This window comes from Phenylobacterium sp. FG114 (assembly GCF_057809855.1).
On the sequence record NZ_JBMDKU010000008.1, the window covers coordinates 50,279 to 68,514 of the forward strand.

The following is an 18,236-nucleotide window of genomic DNA, read 5'->3' on the forward strand; positions in this document are numbered from 1 at the left end:
CGTTTGACACCGGTGGCGCGCACCACAGCGCGCATCCGCCGGCTCCTGTCGTACTACCGGCCCCATCTGCCGCTCCTGGCGGCGGACATATCCTGCGCCGTTCTCGTCGCGGCCACGGCGCTGGCCCTGCCGCTCTGCGCGCGGGCCGTCACCCTGCGGCTCCAGGGCCTGGACGGCGCCACGGCCCTTTTGGGCCCCATCTACGCCTTGGGCGGGCTCATGCTGGCCCTGCTGGCGGTCCAGACCGCGAGCTTCCTCTTCGTGGACTACAAGGGCCACGTGATGGGCGCGCGCATGGAGGCCGCGCTGCGGCGCGAGCTCTTCGAGCACTGCCATAACCTGTCGTTCAGCTTCTACGATCGCCAGCGGGTCGGCCAGTTGATGACCCGCATCACCGGCGACCTCTTCAACCTGGGCGAACTCTATCACCACGGGCCGGAGGACCTGGCGATCGCCGTCCTGAAACTTGCCGGCGCCGTGACCATACTCGCCATGCTAGACGGTCCGCTGACTTTGCTGATGGTCGGGCTGATGCCGTTCGCGGTGCTCTACGCGCTGCACTTCAACCGGCGCATGGGCCAGGCGCTCAAGGTCAGCCGCCAGCGGATCGGCGAGATCAACGAGCGGGTGGAGGACTCCCTCTCGGGCATCCGGGTGGTGACGTCGTTCGCCAACGAGGCGCTGGAGGGCCGCCGCTTCGAGGCCGAGAACGCCCGGTTCCTGGACAGTCGCCGCGACGGCTACAAGAGCGAGGCGTTCTTCTCGGCAGGCGCCCAAACCTTCCCGCAGCTCCTCACCGTCGTCGTCATCGTCATCGGCGGGGTGCGGGTGGTCCAGGGCGGGCTGGGCGTGGCCGACCTGGTCACCTTCCTGCTGTGCGTGGCGGTGCTGGTCGATCCGATCCAGCGGCTGGCGAATTTCATGCGGCTCTGGCAGCAGGGCTGGACCGGCTTCGTCCGGGTGATGGAGATCCTGGAGGTCGAACCCGACATCCGCGATCGACCAGGCGCCCGCGACCTACCCCGCCCGCGTGGCGCCATCGCCTTCCGAGACGTGGGCTTCGGCTACGACGGCGGCAGGCCGGTGCTGCGCAACCTCAGCCTCGACATCCAGCCGGGTGAGTTCGTGGCGCTGGTCGGAGCCTCTGGCGTAGGCAAGAGCACGCTCTGCGCGCTGGTCCCGCGGTTCTACGACGTCACCGAAGGCCAGGTCCTGATCGACGGCGTGGACGTGCGCGAGGTGACGCTGGCCTCCCTACGACGGAGCATCGGGGTGGTGCAGCAGGACGTCTACCTGTTCGCCGGGACTGTGGCTGAGAACCTGCGCTACGGCCGGCCCGATGCGACCCAGGACGAGGTGGTCGCCGCGGCCAAGGCGGCCAACGCCCACGACTTTATCGTCGATCTGCCGCACGGCTACGACACCGACATCGGTCAGCGCGGGGTAAAGCTCTCGGGTGGGCAGAAGCAGCGGCTGACGATCGCGCGCGCCTTCCTGAAGGACCCGCCGATATTGGTCTTCGACGAGGCCACCAGCGCCCTGGACAATGAGAGCGAGCGGGCGGTGCAGGACGCTCTCTTCACGCTCTCGCGCCAACGCACCACGCTGGTGATCGCCCACCGGCTGTCCACGGTGCGCCACGCCGACCGCATCCTGGTGCTGACGAAGGACGGCGTCGCCGAGGAAGGAACCCACGACGCCCTGCTGGCCGCCGGCGGAGCCTATGCGGGACTCTATCGGATGCAGGCGAGCATCTGACCTCTCAACCCGTCATCCCGGACGGCCGCCAGGCCGATCCGGGATGACATCGATTTAATTGGCGGGATACGGCGGGACTCTGGTCGATCAACCTACCCTCGCCGTACATACACGTACGAACCTAGTCAGGAGCCCTCACCCATGTCCCAAGGCCCTTGGAGCCACCACAGCCGCAGCGCCGGCGTCGCCGACGACATCGAGTTCGAGATCAAGGGCCAGGAGCTGCAGTTCCTCGAAGTCGAGCTGGATCCAGGCGAGAGCGCAGTAGCCGAGGCCGGGGCGCTGGTCTGGAAGGACGCCAGCGTCGAGATGACCACGGTCTTCGGCGACGGATCGGGGGGCCAGGGCGGCGGCTTCATGGGCAAGCTGCTGGGCGCCGGCAAGCGGCTCGTCACCGGCGAGAGCCTGTTCACCACCGTCTTTACGCACCAGGGCTACGGCAAGGCGCGCGTCGCCTTCGCCTCGCCCACACCCGGGGCGATCCTGCCGCTCAAGCTGTCGGACGTCGGCGGCACGCTGATCTGCCAGAAGGACAGCTTCCTGGCCGCGGCGCGGGGTGTCTCGATCGGCATCGCCTTCCAGCGCAAGGTGATGACCGGCCTGTTCGGCGGCGAGGGCTTCATCATGCAGCGCCTCGACGGCGACGGATGGGTGTTCGTCCAGATGGGCGGCACGATCGTCGAGCGTGAGCTGAAGGCGGGTGAAGAGCTGCATGTCGATACCGGATGCCTGGCCGCCTACACGCCCAGCGTCGACTTCGACCTGATCATGGCCGGCGGGGTGAAGACGGCGCTGTTCGGCGGCGAAGGCCTGTTCTTCGCCCGCCTGCGCGGCCCCGGTAAGGTGTGGATCCAGTCCCTGCCCTTCTCGCGCCTAGCCGGCCGGATGCTGGCGGCTGCGGGCGGTGGCGGCCAGAACCGCGGCGAAGGTTCGGTGCTCGGCGGCCTGGGCGACCTGATCGGCGGGAATAACTGACAACGGTGATCGTCATGGCCGGGCTTGACCCGGCCATCCATCCGGCCTCTCCGGACAGGCCTTATGGATCCCCGGGTGAAGCCCGGGATGACGGGCAGAGAGGTGTGTCTTCGCGCGGACGAGCGTCCATGCTAGGTGCGGCGCCTTCTATTCCAAGGAACTGCACCTACCCATGGCCCTGAAAGTCGCCATCGTCGGCCTGCCGAACGTCGGCAAATCGACGCTGTTCAATGCGCTCACCCAGACCGCCTCCGCCCAGGCGGCGAACTATCCGTTCTGCACCATCGAGCCGAACACCGGCGACGTGGCCGTGCCGGAGCCGCGGTTGGACGCGCTGGCCGCCATCATCCCGTCGAAGGAGATCATCCCGGCGCGGATGAACTTCGTGGACATCGCCGGCCTGGTGCGCGGCGCCTCGAAGGGCGAAGGCCTGGGCAACCAGTTCCTGGCCAACATCCGCGACTGTGACGCCGTGGCCTTCGTGGCCCGCTGCTTCATCGACGACGACATCACCCACGTCGAGGGCAAGGTCGACCCGCTGGCCGACCTGGAGACCATCGAGACCGAGCTGATGCTGGCCGACCTCGAGAGCCTGGAGAAGCGGGTGGTCAACCTCGAGAAGCGTGCGAAGACAGGCGACAAGGAAAGCGCCCAGACGCTGAAGCTGGTCCAGCTGGCGCTCAAGGAGCTCAACGCCGGCCGCCCCGCGCGCAAGGCGGAGGTCTCCGCCGAGGACGAGAAGGCGTGGCGCATGCTGCAGCTCCTCACGTCCAAGCCCGCCCTCTATGTGTCCAACGTGGACGAGGCTTCGGCGGCCACCGGCAACGATCTGTCGGCCCAGGTGGCCGAGCGCGCCAAGCGCGACGGCGCCGACCATGTGGTGATCTCGGCCCAAATCGAGAGCGAGATCGCCATGCTGGACCCCGCCGAGCGCGCCGAGTTCCTGGAGACCCTGGGCCTAACCGAGCCCGGCTTGAATAAGCTCATCCGCGAGGCCTATCACCTGCTGGGGCTGCAGACCTATTTCACGGTCGGGCCGAAAGAGGCGCGGGCCTGGACGATCCACAAGGGCGACACCGCCCCGCAGGCGGCCGGCGTCATCCACACCGATTTCGAGAAGGGCTTCATCCGGGCCGAGACCATCGCCTACGACGACTACGTCCGCTTGAAGGGCGAGGCTGGCGCACGCGAGGCCGGCAAGTTCCGTCAGGAAGGCAAGGAATACGTCGTCCAGGACGGCGACGTGATGAACTTCCGCTTCAACGTCTAGAACAGTTCAGAGGGGGCTTCAGAGATGGGCGAAACGATCACCCTGGCCGGCGCCGACGGCTTCGAGTTCAGCGCCTACCACGAACCCGCCTTCACCCCGCACAAGGGCGGCGTAATCGTGCTGCAGGAGATCTTCGGCATCGACCGCCACGTGCGCGCCGACGTCGAGCGCTGGGCCAAGATGGGCTACGAGGCGATCGCGCCCTCGCTGTTCGACCGCCGCGAGCGCAACTTCATCGCCGAGCACGATCCGCCCGGGCTGCAGGCCGGGATCGCGCACGCCCGCGGCACGCCGATCGAACAGGCGCTGGGCGACATCGCGGCCTGCCGCGATTTCCTGAACAAGCACGGCGGCAAGGTCTTCGTGGTCGGCTACTGCTACGGCGGCTCGCTGGCCTGGCTGGCGGCGGCGAAGGTCGAGGGCCTGGCCGGCGCGTCCAGCTACTACGGCTCGATGGTGCAGGCGAACGCCGAGCTGAAGCCGATGTGCCCGGTGGTTGTCCACCTGGGCCGGACCGACCCCGGCATCCCCGCCGACGAAGTGGCGGCCGCGCTGCAGCAGCACAATCCGGATGTGCCGGTCCACATCTACGAAGGCGCCGGGCACGGGTTCAACAACCAGAGCCCCGAGCGTTACAACGCCGAGGCCGCCGACCTGGCCCGCCATCGGACCCTCGAGCTGTTCGACAACGCCTAGGGATGGGCGAGACCGTCCAGCTGCGTAGCGCGAAGGACGGGTTCGCCTTCGACGCCTACCGCGCCCGGCCCACCGACGCCCGGCGCGGCGGCTTGGTGATCTGCCACGCGATCTGGGGCGTCACGCCCCATCTACGCGAACTGGCGGACAGCTTCGCCGAGGATGGCTACGAGACCTTGGTCCCCAGCCTGTTCGACCGGTTCCAGACAGGTTTCGCAGAGAAGGACACCGATCCGGCCCTCTACCTGCGCCAGGATGGCTTCGCACGCGCCACGCATTGGGGCGCCGACGTGCTGGACCTGGTGCAGGCCGCGATCGACTCGTTGCCGCCGCCGGTGTTCCTGCTGGGCTTCTGCTTTGGGGGCACGACCGCGTGGCTCGCCTCGGCCCGGTGCGCCGGCCTGACGGCCGTGGCGTCCTACTATGGCGGCCAGATCAAGGACTACCTGTCCGAGGCGCCCAAGGTTCCCACCATCCTGCACCTGGGCAAGGCCGACGAGCTGATCCCGCCGCCGGACGTCGAGGCCATCCGCGAGGCCCATCCAGACCTTCCCGTCTACGTCTACGACGCCGGCCACGCCTTCGTGGCGCCGAACGGGTTCCATGGAGACTCGGCCCGGCTATCGCGCCTGCGGACGCTGGCGCTCTTCGCGCGGCACGGCCAGGGCCGCGGCGGGGAAACCGGCTAGAGCTCGATTTCCCTCTTCACCTCGGGGTGCTTCTCGAGCACCCGAACCAGCGCCGCCTGGGCCGCGAGGATGCCGATGCCGGCGGCGTAGCCGGAGAACACCCCGGCCGGGTACCGTCCGCCTGCAGCCGCGTTCGAAATCTGCCAGTAGACCAGCCCGGCCGCGCCGCCCAGCAACACGACGCCGTACAGGATCGAGCGCAGGTTCTGACCGAAGCCGGCGCGGAAGCTCATCCAGACGTAGCGCGCCAGCGGGCGGCGCACCGCGCCGATCAGCAACGGCAGCGTGAACGACAGGCTGAGGAAGATGGCCGGGAAGATCAGCGTCCGCTGGACCAGCACGCCGTCGTTGTTCGGTAGCCGGCCGAAGGCATGCGCCACGGCCCCGGCATAGATGAGCACGGCGGTGGCGACGGTGAGGTCCTGGGTGCGCTTGAAGCTCCGCCAGGCGGGCGTGTGGGGCATTCCCACAATGTAGGGGCCAAGACGGGGCGGCGGTAAGGCGGAAACTCGCTATGGTCGGCCGTGACCCACTTGAATCCCCTTCCCTTCGGCGCGGTGGCGCTGCTCGCGGCGCCCGCGGCCCATGCCGGCGAGGCCGCCTGCCGGTTCGAGCGCGGGGTTATCACGGTCCCGGCCGTCGTGGCGGGCATCGCTGGCGACTACATCCTCGATACAGGCGCGGCGCAGACCACGCTGCACGAAACCAAGGCGCAGGCAGAAGGCATCGCCGAGACCGAGCTCAGCGGCGACGTGCGGATCGCGGGAATCGTCGTCCGGGCCCTTCCGCTCGCCGTGGCCGATCTCGACGTCCGAACATGGAACCTGCCGACCCCCGCCGCGGGGGTGATCGGCGTCGACGCGCTGAGAGGCTTCGTCGTCGACGTGGCCTACGATCCTTGCCGCATCCGCCTCTCGCCGCCCGGCGGGGCGCCGCGGTTCGCGGGGCGACATTTCAACCTGAGCTGGGACCTGGGTCGTCCGACCGCCGAAGCGGCCGTGTCGGATGACGCACACCGGGTCTCGGGCCGGTTCGTGATCGCCACGGGCGCCAACGCGCCGGTGCGGCTGGCCGACGACCTCGCCCAGGTTCCGGCCGCCGCGGAGCGCAAGGAGCTCTATCCCGACGGGGTCTGGCTGGCCCGGCTCCCCGAGGTGGACTTCGGCGGGGCGGTCGGGCGGGACGTGGCGGCCGGCTTGATGAAGCCCGACGGAGATGTGGTGGGTATGCTGGGCGGCCAGGTGCTGGCCCACTTCCGCTTGCGCTTCGACTTTCCGGCGGGCCGGCTCTTCGTGCAGCCGGTCCGCTAGGGACAAACGAAAAGGCCCCGGATCGCTCCGGGGCCTCTCGTATTCCGACTGGCGTGCGGCCTTAGTGGGCCACGTTCCGCCAGACACGGCGGTAGCTGAAGTACAGCAGCACCGTGAAGATGAAGAGATAGACCATGGCGCCCAGGCCGAACTGCTTGCGCTCCATCATCTTGGGCTCGGCGGCCCAGTAGAGGAACGCCGCGACGTCCTTGGCCTGCTCCTCGACCGTCGACGGCTTGCCGTCGTCGAAGGTCACCTTGCCGTCCGCGAGCGGCGGGGGCATGGCGATCACGCCGCCCGGCGGCACCTTGTGGTGGTCGCCCTTCCAGGCGCTGGTCAGGTCGCCGTTCATCGAGATGTTGTAGTGCTGGCCGGTGCTCACGGTCAGGCCCGCGGGCGTGTTCCGGTAGCCGGTCATCAGCGAGTAGATGTAGTTCGGGCCACCTTCGCGACCCTTGGCGATCACCGACAGGTCCGGCGGCAGGGCGCCGCCGTTAGAGGCGCGCGCCGCCGGCTCGTTCGGGAACGGCGACGGGAAGCGGTCGGCCGGGGTGGCCGGACGCTGGATGGCGTCGCCCGTGTCGCTGTCGATGTCCGGGACCTGGATGTCCTTGGCCAGCGACTTCACGTACGGGTTGTCGTTCGGGTTCGGGTACTTCGGGTCGTAGAACGGCCCACCCTTTTCGCCGAGGTTGCGGAACGACAGCAGGCTCATCGCGTGGCAGGCCGAGCAGACCTCGCGATAGACCTTGTAGCCGCGTTGCAGCTGAGCCGTGTCGAACTTGCCGAACGGGCCGTCGAACGACCAGGCGACCTCACGTTCCACCGGCTTGGGGTGGGCGGCGAGCGCCGGGCTGCCCAGCAGAGCAAGCCCCAGCGCCGCGAGCGCGATACCTTTGCGCAGCATCTTAGGCTCAGCCCCTCTTTTCAGGCGACGCCGTGGCGCCCGCGGGCGTCGTGGCGGGATGCGACAGGACAGGTTCCGAGATCGAGTCCGGCACGGGCAGCGGCTTCTCCGTGAGGCCGAGCACCGGAAGGATGATCCAGAAGTAGGCGAAGAAGTAGAGCGTGGCCACGCGGCTCAGCCAGACGAAGCTGTTGATGTCCGCGTCCAGCAGCAGCAGGCCGCTGGGCTGGAAGATCACGGGGTCGTCGGGCAGCTGACCGCCGCAGTAGCCGAGGATCAGGGCCGCGAGGACGAAGATCCAGAAGTACAGCTTGGCCTGCGGACGGTAGCGCATGGAGCGCACCTTGGACGTATCCAGCCAGGGCAGGACGAACAGGGTCGCGATGGCGCCGAACATCAGCAGCACGCCGCCCAGCTTGTCCGGGACCGCGCGGAGGATCGCGTAGAACGGCAGGAAGTACCATTCGGGCACGATGTGCGCGGGCGTCACCAGCGGGTTCGCCGGGATGTAGTTGTCGGCGTGGCCCAGGACGTTCGGGTTGTAGAACACGAAGCTGGCGTAGAGCAGCAGGAAGACCGCGATCGCGAAGCCGTCCTTCACCGTGTAGTACGGATGGAAGGGAACGGTGTCGTTCTCGGACTTCACGTTCACGCCGGTCGGGTTGTTGTTGCCCGGAACGTGCAGCGCCCAGATGTGCAGGACCACGAGGCCCGCGATCACGAAGGGCAGCAGGTAGTGCAGCGAGAAGAAGCGGTTCAGCGTGGGGTTGTCCACCGCGAACCCGCCCCACAACCAGGTGGTGATCGGCGTGCCGATGATCGGCAGCGCGCCGAACAGGTTGGTGATCACGACCGCGCCGTGGAAGCTCATCTGGCCCCAGGGCAGCACGTAGCCGATGAAGGCCGTGGCCATCATGGCGAGGTAGATCAGGCAACCCAGGATCCACAGCACCTCGCGCGGCGCCTTGTAGGAGCCGTAGTAGAGGTTGCGGATCATGTGGATGTAGACCGCCAGGAAGAACATCGAGGCGCCGTTGGCGTGCATGTAGCGGATCAGCCAACCGTAGTTGACGTCACGCATGATGCGCTCGACCGAGGCGAAGGCGTGGTCCACGTGCGGCACGTAGTGCATGGCCAGGACGATGCCCGTGACCAGCTGGATGCCCAGCATGAGCGCCAGGATGCCGCCGAAGGTCCACCAGTAGTTGAGGTTCTTCGGGGTCGGGAAACTGATCGCCGTGTCGTACGCGAAGCGCACGATCGGCAGGCGGGTGTCGAGCCAGCGCTCGATGCCGGTCTTCGGCTCGTAGGTGGAATGTCCGCTCATCAGGCTCAGCCCACCTTGATCTTGGTGTCGGAGAGGAAGGCGTAGTCCGGCACGACGAGGTTCTTCGGCGCGGGACCCTTACGGATGCGGCCGGAGAGGTCGTAGTGCGAACCGTGGCAGGGGCAGAACCAGCCGCCGTAGTCGCCGCCGCCGACCGTGGGCACGCAGCCCAGGTGCGTGCAGGTGCCGATCAGGATCAGCCACTCGGGCTTGCCCGGCTTGTGGCGGCTCTCGTCGGTGGCCGGATCGCGCATGTCGGCGGTGTCGTCGCGAACCGCCGCGGCGATCTGCGCCGGCATCCGGTTGCGCACGAACAGCGGCTTGCCGCGCCATTTCACGACGACCTGCTGGCCGGGCTCAACCTTGCCCAGGTCGAACTCGATCGACGCCAAGGCCAGCGTGTCGCCGGCCGGGTTCATCTGGTCGACCAGCGGCCACGCCAGCGCCGCGACGGCGCCAACGGCCGCCGCACCGGCAGCGATATGGATGAAATCGCGACGGCTCGGGTCATCGCCCGAAGCGTGCGGGTCGGGAGTTGCGCCCACGACGGTGTCGGCCACCTTGAAGCTACCCTTCGATAGAGCCCTCGCGACGCGCCGGAGGGCCTTAAAGCTTGCAGCCGCGCCAGAAGTCTGGCGGACGGCCGTTTGCGAGAGCGGTCAGGGGCCGGGCACGTTACACGGAGGAATGCGAACGACATGTCCGCCCACCCGTGATTCGTGCCCCTGCGCCCCGGCCACGCCCGATGGCGAGAGGCCTTAGAATGCGTTTGGCCCTTTTTCAACCGGACATTCCGCAAAACCTGGGCGCCGCGATCCGGCTGGCCGCCTGCCTGGGCGTTCCGCTGGACGTCATCGAGCCCTGTGGCTTCCCCTTGAGCGACGCCGCGATCCGCCGCGCGGCCATGGATTATACGGCGATCGCCCAGGTGAAACGGCACGCGGGATGGGCTGACTTCCGCGTCGATGCGGCGCAGCTTGGACGCCTCGTCGTCTTCACCACCAAATCGGAAATCTCTTTCCACGACTTCGACTTCGAACCCGCCGACATCCTGCTGTTCGGGCGGGAGAGCGCGGGCGTCCCCGACGAGGTGCATGCGGCGGCCGACGCCCGCCTGCGGATTCCGCTGGCGCCGGGGGCCCGTTCGCTGAACCTGGTGACCGCTGCGACGCTGGCGCTCGGCGAGGCCTTGAGGCAGATCAAGGCCTTTCCGACCGCCCAGAACGAACAGACCGGCGCATGAACACCAGCCTTCCTTCCAAGATCCTCGAACGCCGCGGCCGCGCCAAGGAATGGTTCGAAGCCCTGCAGCAACGCATCTGCGCCGAGCTGGAGCGGCTCGAAGACGAGGCGCCCGCCGACCTGTTCCCCGAGCCGGCCGGCCGCTTTGAGTTCAAGCCATGGACCCGCGAGACCGGCGTGGGCGGCGGCATCGGGGCCTTCTTCAAGGGCCGGTTGTTCGAGAAGGCTGCGGTGCACACCTCCGCGGCCCTGGCGAGGTTCTCGCCGGAGATGGCCGCCACCATGCCCGGCGCCGACAAGGACCCGTCCTACGTCTCCGCCAGCATCAGCCTGATCGTGCACCCCAAGAGCCCCCGCGTGCCGACGGTGCACATGAATACGCGCTTCCTTTCCACGGCCGAGAGCTGGTTCGGCGGCGGCGCCGACCTGACGCCGATGCTGGACGAGCAGCGCAGCCAGGACGCCGACGACGCCAAGCTGTTCCACGCCGCAATGAAGGGCGCCTGCGACCCCTTCGATCCGGAATGGCATCCCAAGTACAAGGCCTGGTGCGACGAGTACTTCTACCTGCCGCACCGCCAGGAGACGCGCGGCGTCGGCGGCATCTTCTACGACCGCCACAACACGGGCGACTTCGAGAAGGACTTCGCCTTCACCCGCGCGGTCGGCGAGGCCTTCCTGGACGTCTATCCGAAGATCGTGCGCCACCGGATGGTCGAGCCTTGGGGCGACGCGGAGCGGCAGGAACAGCTCGTGCGCCGCGGCCGCTACGTCGAGTTCAACCTGCTCTACGACCGCGGCACCATGTTCGGCCTGAAGGCCGGCGGCAACATCGAGACGATCCTGTCGTCGATGCCCCCCCTGGTGGCCTGGACCTGAGCCGCATGGCGAGCCTCGCCGAGCGCCTCGGATACGGGCCGGACGCCAAGCTGCTGATCGTCAACGGCGACGACCTGGGCTCCAGCGCCTCGGCGAACCGGGCGATGAGCCAGGTGTTCGCCAGGGGCACGCTGACCAGCGCCACCCTGATGGTCCCCTGCCCCTGGGCCTTGGACGGCGCGCGCAGCTTCGGCGGCGGGATCGGGGTGCACCTGACGCTGACCTGTGAGTATCCGGGCTATCGCTGGCGCAGCCTGACGGGCGCGGCCTCGCTGCACGACGCGGAGGGCTACATGCCGGCGACCGCGGCGGAGGTCTGGGCAGGGGCGGATCTGGGCGAGGTTCGCGCCGAGTGCCGGGCGCAGATCGACCAGGCGCTGGCCTGGGGCGTCGACGTCACCCACCTCGACGCGCACATGGGTACGATGCAGGTCGACCGGCGCTACTTCGAACTCTTCGTCGAGCTGGCCGCCGACTACGACTTGCCGCTCCGCATGTTCGGGGCCCGGGCCGAGGCCGAGCTGGGCTTTCCGGGTCGGGCGATGGCGGCCGATCGGGGCCTCCTGTTCCCGGACCACATGACCACGACCTGGGGCCGACCCGCCAGGCCCGCCCTCGCCGACATCCTTTCCCGCCTGAGGCCCGGCGTGACCGAAGTCTACGTTCACCCGGTGGAGGACGGGGCGGAGCTGCGCGGCTACGACCCCGATCACCCTCAGGTCCGGGTGGACGATCTCGACGCGCTGATGGACCCGAAGCTGTCCGGCATGATCGCCGCCGCAGGCGCGACGCTGATCGACTTCGCGCCCCTGCGCGCGCTCCAGCGCGCCGGCCGATGACGACGATCCGGCCCTATCGTCCCGGCGACCTAGACGCCCTGCACCACATCTGCCTGAAGACCGGGGACAACGGCGCCGACGCCGCGCACCTCTACGAGGATCCGCGGATCATCGGCGAGATCTACGCCGCGCCCTACGCCGTCTTGGAGCCCGGCCTGGCCTTCGTCGCCGAGGACGACGAGGGCGTGGCCGGCTATATCCTCGGCACGTCCGACACGCGGGCCTTCGAGGCGCGCTGCGAGGCGGCGTGGTGGCCAGCGCTCCGCGGCCGCTACGCGGACACCGCCAGCGTGCCCGCCGAGCAGCGCAGCCGCGACCAGTGGGACGCCTACCACATCCATCATCCGCCAAGGGTTCCCCAGCCGGTGGTCGACGTCGCCCAAGCCCACCTGCACATCGACCTGCTGCCGCGCCTGCAGGGCCGGGGCGTCGGCAAGGCGCTGATGGACCGCTGGCTGGCGGCAGTCGGCGGACGCGCGCACCTGGGCTGCCAAGCGCCCAACCACCGGGCGCAGCGGTTCTACACGCGATACGGCTGGCGCCGGCTGGAAGCCGTGGGACCGAAGTCGGTCGTCTGGATGACGTTCGGGGCCTAGGCGGCGAGCCGCCGCCGGCTCCGCAGGGCTGCCCCCGCCAGCCCGAAGCCGGCGATCATCAGCAGCCAGGCCGACGGCTCTGGCGCGGGCGCCGCCGATGGGCCGAGATAGGTCACCTCCACGCCGCCCAGGTCGAAGGCCGTCTCGGCGAGGAGCGCGGCGTAGTCGTCGGGCTTGTAGATGCTGAGCGAGCCGTTGCCATAAGCGTAGGCGAAGAACGGCGCCTCGAGGTCTCCGGAGGCGTCGTAATAGACCTGAGCCGAGAATTCGGTGGCGATGTTGCCGGGCGTCTCCTGCTTGCCGAACAGCCAGAACCAGGCGCCGGCCTGGGAGTTGGCGTAGCCATAGTAGGACAGGTCGAGCGACTGGGTGACGTCGCCTATGGTCACCGAGGCGCTGAGGATCGGGCTGGTCGTCCCGAAGGTCGCGCCGCCGTACGCCGTCTGGCCGCCGCTCTCGATCAGGTCGCCGCGCTGCGTGTCGTAGGTGAAGGTCAGCACCACGGGCTTGTAGGCGAGGCTGGCGCCGGGCGCGCCGAACAGGCCCGCGTAGTCATAGCCGCCGAAATCCGTGGCGCCGTAGAAGGTCGCCATCATCACCGCCGCGGAGGCGGGCGAACCCGCCAGGACAGCCGCGCCCAGGCCGGCGGCCAGGAAACCGGAAACACGCATCGATGAGCCCCGCCTCAACAAATGACACTCTATGTGCCATTACAATCGGAGGCATGGGGGCCGTCAAGCTTACTCGCGGATAAGGCGAGCGGGTCAGCTCTTAAGGAAGGCGTTTATCCAGCGGCCGACGCGGGCGCGGTCGTCGGGGCGGCCGTAGCTGGCGATGGCGCGGTCGGCCTGGTCGTCGGGATAGACCTTGCCCCGGCGGGCCTCGATCAGGGCCTTGGCGTAGTCCGGGACGAACTCGGGATGCAGTTGCATCGAGATCGCCGGCTGGTCGCGGTACGCCAGCGCGCCCATGGGCGTGAAGTCGCTCGCGGCGATGACCTCGGTGTCCGGCGGAAGCTCGACCACCTGGTCCTGATGCGAGCCCGGCAGGCGGATGACGGCCGCATCGTCCATCCAGGGCTCGCGGGAGAGCACCTGGTACGCCTGCTCCCCGATTCCCCACCCCTTCGGCGACTTGATCACCCGGCCGCCGAAGGCCTGGGCCATCGCCTGGTGGCCGAAGCAGACCCCGACCAGCTTGGTCCGGCCCTTCGCCGCGCGCAGCCAGTCGAGCAGCTGGCCGATCCACGGATCCGCGTCGTACACGCCGACGGCCGAGCCCGTGACGATGTAGGCGGCGCAATCCTCGGCCGCGGCCGGGTATTCACCCTCGTCAGCCGCGTAGACGCGCCAGTCGTGATCCTCGCGGCCCAGCAGGTCCATGAACATGTCGGGATAGGTCCCGAACTGCGGGATCGCCGGCTTGGGCGGGCGGCCGGTCTTGAGGATGCCGATCCGCGCCATTCAGTAGACCATGCCCTGGGCCACGGCCTTCAGCTTCTCGATGATCGACAGCTTGTCGTCGAGAAAGTCGTTGTCGATCCACCAGGCCTCGACCTCGCGCATCACCTCGCCCACCAGCGGCCCCTTCGGCACGCCGGCGCTCATGACCTCCTGGCCCGTCAGCGGCAACGCGGGCGGGCTCCAGCCCTCGGCCAGGGCGATCAGGCCGCGCCACTGCATGGTGGTGGCCGTGCGGGGCGAAGCCGCCCAGGCAAGCGTCGCGCGGTCGCGGAAGACCGCCTGGCCGGACCGGTAGATCTCGCGCCGGATCTCCCGTGGGCTCATCCAGCTCTTGAGCACCGGCGTCGGCGCGAGGGCGGCGACCAGGCGATCCCGGTCCGCGTTCGAGAGGCGCAGGCGCTCGGCCAGCCGGCCGGCGGCGATCTGATCATCGGGCAGGAGCGCGGCGAGCCTCAGCACGGGATCGCAGGTGAAGAGCTGGTCGGTCTCGACTTCGACGAGAGCGTCGAAGCGATCGAGGTTCGGCGGCGCCTTCAGGACGATGTCCAGCACCCCTGTCTCGTGCATCAGTCGAACCGAGGCCCGAGGATCGTCGGCCGCCAGCAGCTTCAGCAGCTCCTTCGAGACGCGCTCGGCCGAGAGGCCCTCGACACCCTCCCGGAGGGCCGCACATGCGGCGACGGCGGCGGGGTCAGGCGCACCCTTTCCGAACCAGGCGTAGAAGCGGAAGAATCTCAGGTTGCGCAGGTGGTCCTCGCGCAGGCGTTGCTCTGCATCGCCCACAAAGACGATGCGTCCCGCTTTCGCGTCGGCGACCCCGTGGCCGGTGGGGTCGAAGATCGAGCCGTCGCGCCGGGCGTAGAGCGCGTTCAGGGTGAAGTCGCGCCGGTCTGCATCCTCATGCCAGTCGTCGGTGAAGGCCACCGTGGCGCGGCGGCCGTCGGTCGTGACGTCGCGGCGAAGGGTGGTGATCTCGTGCGGCCGGTGCTGGGAGACGGCGGTGACCGTGCCATGGTCGATGCCGGTCGGCACGGCGCGTATGCCGGCCGCCTTCAGCGCGGCGGTGACCCGGTCGGGCGCCAGCGTCGTGGCGATGTCGAGGTCGTCGATCGGCCGCCCGACCAGGGCGTTGCGCACGCAGCCGCCCACGAAGCGGGCGCAATCCGGCCCTCCCTCGGCCTCGAGCGCGTCGAACACCGCCACGGTCTCCGGCGCGGTCATCCAGTGCGGCTGTCCCAGGCTGTCGGTCATTTGCGCTCGAAATAGCCCTCGGTGACGCGGCCGTCCGGGCGCGTCTCGCCCGGGATGTACCGCTCGCCGCGGTTGTCCCTATGCAAGACCACCGTCGCCATCAAGGACAGGCCGACCAGGGCTGCGCCCGCGGCGACCAGCCAGGGCCAGGGCGTCGAGCCCATCGGCCGCCCCGTCCGGCGCGCCCAGGCGGCCCAGAGGAACCAGAGCAGGAACGGGATCGCCGCCAGCGCCCCGCGGATGAGGATCTGCCTAAGCAAGGGCCGCCCCGTAGAGCCGCTCGTAGAGCGCCCGCAGGATACCCGCGGTCGCGCCCCAGATGTAGCGGTCGGCATGGGTAGTCGCGTAGAAGCGCCGCTTCTCGCCCGAGGGCAACTGGCCTTCGCGCTCTTCGTAGTTGGCGGGATCCATCAGAAAGCCGAACGGCGTCTCGAAGATGTCGGCCACCTCGCCAGGGTTCGGCTGCAGGGAGAAGCCGTCGCGGATGAAGCCCACAGCCGGCGTGATGAGGTAGCCGCTGCCGGTCTGGTAGGGCGTCGAGAGGCCGAGCAGATCGACGTAGTGCGGCTCCAGCCCCACCTCCTCGTGCGCTTCGCGGAGCGCCGTCTCCCAGAGCCGCTCGCCCGGATCCTGGCGGCCCCCCGGTAACGCCACCTGGCCGGTGTGGCTGCGCAAGGTGTCGGAGCGGCGCGTCAGCAGCACGTTCACGCCCGCCTCCCGCTCGACCAGGCCGATGAGGACGGCCGCGCTCTTCAGCGGGCCGCTCTCCGCGCCGGCCCAGCCGCCTGGAGTCAGGTCATAGTCCGAGCGGCGCTGGCCGCCTTCCACCGCGTGGTCGTGCAGCGGGTCCAGGTGCTCGGCGATCCAGTCGCGCAGGTTCTGCGGCAGGGTCATGCTCACAGGCGATGCGCCTCGGGCGACGCCAGGGGGAACCAGGCGCCGTTCGAACCGACGCCGAGGGTCTCGCCCTGCGCCGTCTCGCGCGGCTCGGCCATCTCGACGAGCTCGTAGAACACCGGCCGGGAGATCAGCGCCTCGAGGCCGCGCCGGACATGGACGTAGGGTCGGGGCTCGCCGTCCTCGCCCTGCTCGACACGGATGGGATTCTCGGGCCCCGCCTCGACCTCGTCTCCGACGTTGGTGAGGAACTTCAGCGACTCGCCGGTCCGGTCCACGCGGACGGCGATGAACGGCGCATCCTCGACGGTGATCTTCAGCTTCTCGACGGGCGTCACCAGGTGGAAGCCGTCCGGGTCCTTGCGCAGCACCGTGGAGAACAGCCGCACGAGCGCTTCCCGGCTGATCGGGGCGCCCTCGTGGAACCAGCGGCCATCGCGCTTGATGACGATGTCGATCTCGCCGCAGTGCGCCGGGTTCCACAGGTGAACCGGCGGCAGGCCACGGCCCGGCGCCTGCTTCGCCGCCGCGGCGACGCCATCGAGACCGGGTTTGGGGGAATCCGCCATAGCCTAAGGGTAGGCGTCGCCATGCGGTGTCTCAAGGCGCGCCGTGTTACCCGTCGCCGCGAGCCGGCCTCGTCGCGGGGATCGGGGGCTCCGTCGCACCGCGCCTCCACCTCGCTGGTCCAGCCCAGCGGTTGGCAGTACAATGTTCGCTCTGGGGGAATTCGAACATGACTGCTATCGCCGAACGACTGCCTGCGTCGCCGAGCCGCGACGACGGCTTCTTCCTTGGCGGCGCCATCGCCATGACGGCGGTGATCGTCGCGGGCTTTTCAATTCAATTGGCGATGGGGCGATCCAGCTTTTCGTCGCCCCTGCTCGTCCATGCGCACGCCGTCGTGTTCATGGGCTGGGTGGTGATCTACCTGCTGCAGAACACCTTCGTGGCGACCGACCGCATGGCGCTGCACCGCCGCCTGGGCTGGCTGGCGGCCGCCTGGATGATCCCGATGCTCGTGCTGGGGTGCATGGTGACCTTCGCCATGGTGCGCCGCGGGGGCGTGCCATTCTTCTTCAAGCCGCTGCAATTCCTGGTTTTCGATCCGCTGTCGCTGTTCACCTTCGCCGGGCTGACGGTGGCCGCGATCGTGCTGCGGCGGCAGACAGACTGGCACCGGCGCCTGCACTTCTGCGGAATGTCGCTGCTGCTCGGTCCCGGCTTCGGCCGGCTGCTGCCCATGCCGCTGATCGCGCCCTGGGCCTGGGAGGCCACCTTCGCGGCCTGCCTGCTCTTCCCGCTCGCGGGCATGGCGGCCGATCTGCGGCGCAACGGCCGCGTCCACCCGGCGTGGGGATGGGGCGTGGCGGCGATCCTGGCGATGGGCGTGGCGACCGAGGCGCTCACCTACAGTCCTGTCGGAACCGCGCTCTACCACGCCGTCGCCGCGGGTTCGCCCGGCGCCGCCGTGCCGCCGCTGGACTTCCCTCCGCCGCCAGGGCCGCCGCCCAAGGGCTAGGCGCGGCGGGCCTTGACGGTTCCAGATAGATTCATCGCCTCGGCGAACACCCGCGAGAGTACGCGGCGGACGTCCACCGGGCCGGGCAGGGTCACGTTGGGCGCGACCGCGAAGCCCACGCGCTGGAAATAGGGGAGGTCGCCGACCAGCAGGACGGCCGGCTCGCCTGCGGCCTCGGTGGCGCGGCAGGCGTGCTCCACAAGTTGTGCGCCCAGGCCGTGGCGGCGCTCGCTCTCCTCGACGGCCAAGGGGCCCAGGAAGACCACCGGCTGGTCGCCGACCCGGACGCGCCACATGCGCACCACGCCCACCACCTTGCCCTGCTCGAGCGCGCAGAAGCTGAGGTCGGGGGCGAAGTCGGCGAACTCGCGCACGCGCTCCGAAACCTTGGCGAAGCGGCCAGGCCCGAACGCGCGGTTCAGCAGGGCTTCGATCTCGGCGCCGTGCGCCGGGGCTTCGTTGACGAGGATGAGCTCCGGCGGGGGCCGGACGGGCTGAAGGGACATGCGGCGATCTCTAGATGCGGAAGACGACGTTTCGGCGTCAGGCGGAATGCCCGACGGCGGTGCGGGTTCGGTTGGCGCTAGGCCAGCGGACGTCGTCGCATCTGGGAGG

Annotated in this window: 22 protein-coding genes; 11 read left to right on the forward strand and 11 right to left on the reverse strand. The window is 69.2% G+C overall.

The window, feature by feature from the left end:
* The first annotated feature begins 12 nt into the window (after nt 1-12).
* From ACODSY_RS14915 to ACODSY_RS14935, 5 genes are all read left to right on the forward strand, one after another.
* Complete coding sequence (locus ACODSY_RS14915) at nt 13-1,758, forward strand: ABC transporter ATP-binding protein (RefSeq protein ID WP_488952551.1); 1,746 nt, start codon at nt 13-15, stop codon at nt 1,756-1,758.
* Nucleotides 1,759-1,899: 141 nt separating this feature from the next.
* Nucleotides 1,900-2,733: a TIGR00266 family protein gene (locus ACODSY_RS14920; protein ID WP_488952552.1), complete on the forward strand. Its 834-nt coding sequence runs from the start codon at nt 1,900-1,902 to the stop codon at nt 2,731-2,733.
* Between the two features lie 172 nt (nt 2,734-2,905).
* Nucleotides 2,906-4,003: a redox-regulated ATPase YchF gene (gene ychF, locus ACODSY_RS14925; RefSeq protein ID WP_488952553.1), complete on the forward strand. Its 1,098-nt coding sequence runs from the start codon at nt 2,906-2,908 to the stop codon at nt 4,001-4,003.
* Between the two features lie 24 nt (nt 4,004-4,027).
* Nucleotides 4,028-4,699, forward strand: a complete 672-nt coding sequence (locus tag ACODSY_RS14930) for a dienelactone hydrolase family protein (RefSeq protein ID WP_488952554.1) — start codon at nt 4,028-4,030, stop codon at nt 4,697-4,699.
* Nucleotides 4,700-4,701: 2 nt separating this feature from the next.
* Entirely contained in the window at nt 4,702-5,388 is a 687-nt protein-coding gene (locus ACODSY_RS14935) for a dienelactone hydrolase family protein (RefSeq protein WP_488952555.1), read from the forward strand.
* On the opposite strand, the gene ACODSY_RS14940 is transcribed toward ACODSY_RS14935, so the two are convergent.
* A complete protein-coding gene (locus ACODSY_RS14940) occupies nt 5,385-5,852 on the reverse strand; it encodes a hypothetical protein (protein ID WP_488952556.1) in 468 nt (155 codons plus the stop codon). The two genes, ACODSY_RS14935 and ACODSY_RS14940, sit on opposite strands and share 4 nt — an antisense overlap.
* Before the next feature lie 60 nt (nt 5,853-5,912).
* On the opposite strand from ACODSY_RS14940, the gene ACODSY_RS14945 reads away from it, so the two are divergent.
* Nucleotides 5,913-6,698, forward strand: coding sequence for a pepsin/retropepsin-like aspartic protease family protein (locus tag ACODSY_RS14945; RefSeq protein WP_488952557.1), 786 nt, complete (start codon nt 5,913-5,915; stop codon nt 6,696-6,698).
* 61 nt (nt 6,699-6,759) lie between these two features.
* Here the strand turns inward: ACODSY_RS14945 and ACODSY_RS14950 are convergent, their stop codons facing one another.
* From ACODSY_RS14950 to petA, 3 genes are read right to left on the reverse strand one after another with little or no spacing between them, the layout of a single operon-like run.
* The gene (locus ACODSY_RS14950) at nt 6,760-7,605 is read right to left on the reverse strand and encodes a cytochrome c1 (protein WP_488952558.1); all 846 of its coding nucleotides are present in this window, start codon (nt 7,603-7,605) and stop codon (nt 6,760-6,762) included.
* 7 nt (nt 7,606-7,612) lie between these two features.
* On the reverse strand, nt 7,613-8,932 hold the full coding sequence (locus ACODSY_RS14955) for a cytochrome b (RefSeq protein WP_488952559.1): 1,320 nt from the start codon (nt 8,930-8,932) through the stop codon (nt 7,613-7,615).
* Nucleotides 8,933-8,937: 5 nt separating this feature from the next.
* A complete protein-coding gene (gene petA, locus ACODSY_RS14960; protein WP_488952560.1) occupies nt 8,938-9,492 on the reverse strand; it encodes a ubiquinol-cytochrome c reductase iron-sulfur subunit in 555 nt (184 codons plus the stop codon).
* Nucleotides 9,493-9,695: 203 nt separating this feature from the next.
* Between petA and ACODSY_RS14965 the strand changes: the two genes are divergently transcribed.
* Genes ACODSY_RS14965 through ACODSY_RS14980 form a run of 4 tightly spaced genes read left to right on the forward strand, consistent with a single transcriptional unit; the run spans nt 9,696 to nt 12,488 of the window.
* Nucleotides 9,696-10,175: a tRNA (cytidine(34)-2'-O)-methyltransferase gene (locus tag ACODSY_RS14965; protein WP_488952561.1), complete on the forward strand. Its 480-nt coding sequence runs from the start codon at nt 9,696-9,698 to the stop codon at nt 10,173-10,175.
* Nucleotides 10,172-11,053 (forward strand): oxygen-dependent coproporphyrinogen oxidase, encoded by an 882-nt coding sequence (gene hemF / locus ACODSY_RS14970; RefSeq protein WP_488952562.1) that lies wholly within the window; start codon nt 10,172-10,174, stop codon nt 11,051-11,053. Before ACODSY_RS14965 ends, hemF begins: the two co-directional genes overlap by 4 nt.
* 5 nt (nt 11,054-11,058) lie before the next feature.
* The gene (locus tag ACODSY_RS14975) at nt 11,059-11,892 is read left to right on the forward strand and encodes a ChbG/HpnK family deacetylase (RefSeq protein ID WP_488952563.1); all 834 of its coding nucleotides are present in this window, start codon (nt 11,059-11,061) and stop codon (nt 11,890-11,892) included.
* On the forward strand, nt 11,889-12,488 hold the full coding sequence (locus ACODSY_RS14980; RefSeq protein ID WP_488952564.1) for a GNAT family N-acetyltransferase: 600 nt from the start codon (nt 11,889-11,891) through the stop codon (nt 12,486-12,488). Before ACODSY_RS14975 ends, ACODSY_RS14980 begins: the two co-directional genes overlap by 4 nt.
* Here the strand turns inward: ACODSY_RS14980 and ACODSY_RS14985 are convergent.
* From ACODSY_RS14985 to ACODSY_RS15010, 6 genes are all read right to left on the reverse strand, one after another.
* The gene (locus ACODSY_RS14985) at nt 12,485-13,159 is read right to left on the reverse strand and encodes a PEPxxWA-CTERM sorting domain-containing protein (protein WP_488952565.1); all 675 of its coding nucleotides are present in this window, start codon (nt 13,157-13,159) and stop codon (nt 12,485-12,487) included. The genes ACODSY_RS14980 and ACODSY_RS14985 overlap by 4 nt on opposite strands.
* Nucleotides 13,160-13,252: 93 nt before the next feature.
* Nucleotides 13,253-13,951: a glutamine amidotransferase-related protein gene (locus ACODSY_RS14990; protein WP_488952566.1), complete on the reverse strand. Its 699-nt coding sequence runs from the start codon at nt 13,949-13,951 to the stop codon at nt 13,253-13,255.
* Nucleotides 13,952-15,202 (reverse strand): CCA tRNA nucleotidyltransferase, encoded by a 1,251-nt coding sequence (locus ACODSY_RS14995; protein WP_488952567.1) that lies wholly within the window; start codon nt 15,200-15,202, stop codon nt 13,952-13,954.
* On the reverse strand, nt 15,199-15,462 hold the full coding sequence (locus ACODSY_RS15000) for a hypothetical protein (RefSeq protein WP_488952568.1): 264 nt from the start codon (nt 15,460-15,462) through the stop codon (nt 15,199-15,201). Before ACODSY_RS15000 ends, ACODSY_RS14995 begins: the two co-directional genes overlap by 4 nt.
* The gene (locus ACODSY_RS15005) at nt 15,455-16,096 is read right to left on the reverse strand and encodes a CoA pyrophosphatase (RefSeq protein ID WP_488952757.1); all 642 of its coding nucleotides are present in this window, start codon (nt 16,094-16,096) and stop codon (nt 15,455-15,457) included. Before ACODSY_RS15005 ends, ACODSY_RS15000 begins: the two co-directional genes overlap by 8 nt.
* Before the next feature lie 2 nt (nt 16,097-16,098).
* A complete protein-coding gene (locus ACODSY_RS15010; protein WP_488952569.1) occupies nt 16,099-16,668 on the reverse strand; it encodes a DUF1285 domain-containing protein in 570 nt (189 codons plus the stop codon).
* Nucleotides 16,669-16,835: 167 nt separating this feature from the next.
* Here ACODSY_RS15010 and ACODSY_RS15015 point away from each other — a divergent pair, with 167 nt between their 5' ends.
* Nucleotides 16,836-17,621 (forward strand): hypothetical protein, encoded by a 786-nt coding sequence (locus ACODSY_RS15015; RefSeq protein ID WP_488952570.1) that lies wholly within the window; start codon nt 16,836-16,838, stop codon nt 17,619-17,621.
* Here ACODSY_RS15015 and ACODSY_RS15020 read toward each other — a convergent pair.
* Nucleotides 17,618-18,127: a GNAT family N-acetyltransferase gene (locus ACODSY_RS15020; RefSeq protein WP_488952571.1), complete on the reverse strand. Its 510-nt coding sequence runs from the start codon at nt 18,125-18,127 to the stop codon at nt 17,618-17,620. The two genes, ACODSY_RS15015 and ACODSY_RS15020, sit on opposite strands and share 4 nt — an antisense overlap.
* Nucleotides 18,128-18,236 lie beyond the last annotated feature (109 nt).